Annotated in this window: 1 protein-coding gene; it reads left to right on the forward strand. The window is 45.9% G+C overall.

All coding sequences use genetic code 11. The features are described from left to right. Nucleotides 1-1157: RCC1 domain-containing protein (locus tag BAZSYMA_RS10030; RefSeq protein WP_479385929.1), on the forward strand; the 1157-nt coding region annotated here is incomplete at both ends.

Here is a 1157-nt window from a genome sequence, read left to right on the forward strand (position 1 = left end):
ATTCTAGTGTTCAGAATGATTTTGGTGGATTTTACAATGCGCCAAATTATCCTAATGAAATGGCCTTTGCTGCCATTAAAGACGATGGTTCAATCAGGGTGTGGGGTAATTCATATTCTGGAGGTGAAAAAGCACCAGTTAGCAGTGACTACACCAATATTTATTCAACTTCTGAAGCCTTTGCTGTCCTTACACACGATGGTTCAATCAAGGCATGGGGCGATCCATATTCTGGAGGTAAAAAGGCACCCACTGATAGTGGCTATACCAAGATTTATTCAAATTCCAGTGCCTTTGCCACCCTTACAAACGATGGCTCGATCAAGGCGTGGGGCAGCCCAGATTTTGGAGGTGCAAAAGCACCTGCTGGCAGTGGTTATACCAAGATTTATTCAAATTACAATGCCTTTGCCGTCCTTACAAACGATGGCTCAATTAAGGCGTGGGGCAGCCCAGATTTTGGAGGTGCAAAAACACCTGCTGGCAGTGACTATACCAAAATTTATTCAACTGCTAATGCCTTTGCTGCCCTTAAAACCGATGGCTCAATCAAGGCGTGGGGTGACTCAGGCTGGGGAGGCACAGGTGCACCTACTGACAAAGGCTATACCGAGATTTATTCAAATGCACTTGCCTTTGCTGCCCTTAAAACTGATGGCTCAATCACAGCGTGGGGTGACTCAGAGGCTGGAGGTACAAATGCACCCAATGCACCCACTGACAATGGCTATATTAAGATTTATCCATCTAGGTATGCCTTTGCTGCCATGAAAGCTGATGGCTCAATCACAGCGTGGGGTGATTCAGAGAATGGAGGCGCAAACGCACCTGATGGTAGTGGCTATATCAAGATTTATTCATCTGGATATGCCTTTGCTGCCATGAAAGCTGACGGCTCAATCAAGGCGTGGGGTGAATCAGATTTTGGAGGCGAACACGCACCTGATGGCAATGGCTATACCAAGATTTATTCAACTAAGTATGCCTTTGCCGCCATAAAAGCTGACGGCTCAATCAAGGCGTGGGGTGACTCAAAAAGTGGAGGCAAAGGTGCACCCATTGACAAAGGCTATACCAAGATTTATTCTAATGAAAATGCATTTACTGCTGTTAAGTCCGATGGTTCAATCAGGACATGGGGCAATCCAGACTATGGA

It is taken from the genome of Bathymodiolus azoricus thioautotrophic gill symbiont, from assembly GCF_001298715.1.
Taxonomy (GTDB): domain Bacteria; phylum Pseudomonadota; class Gammaproteobacteria; order PS1; family Pseudothioglobaceae; genus Thiodubiliella.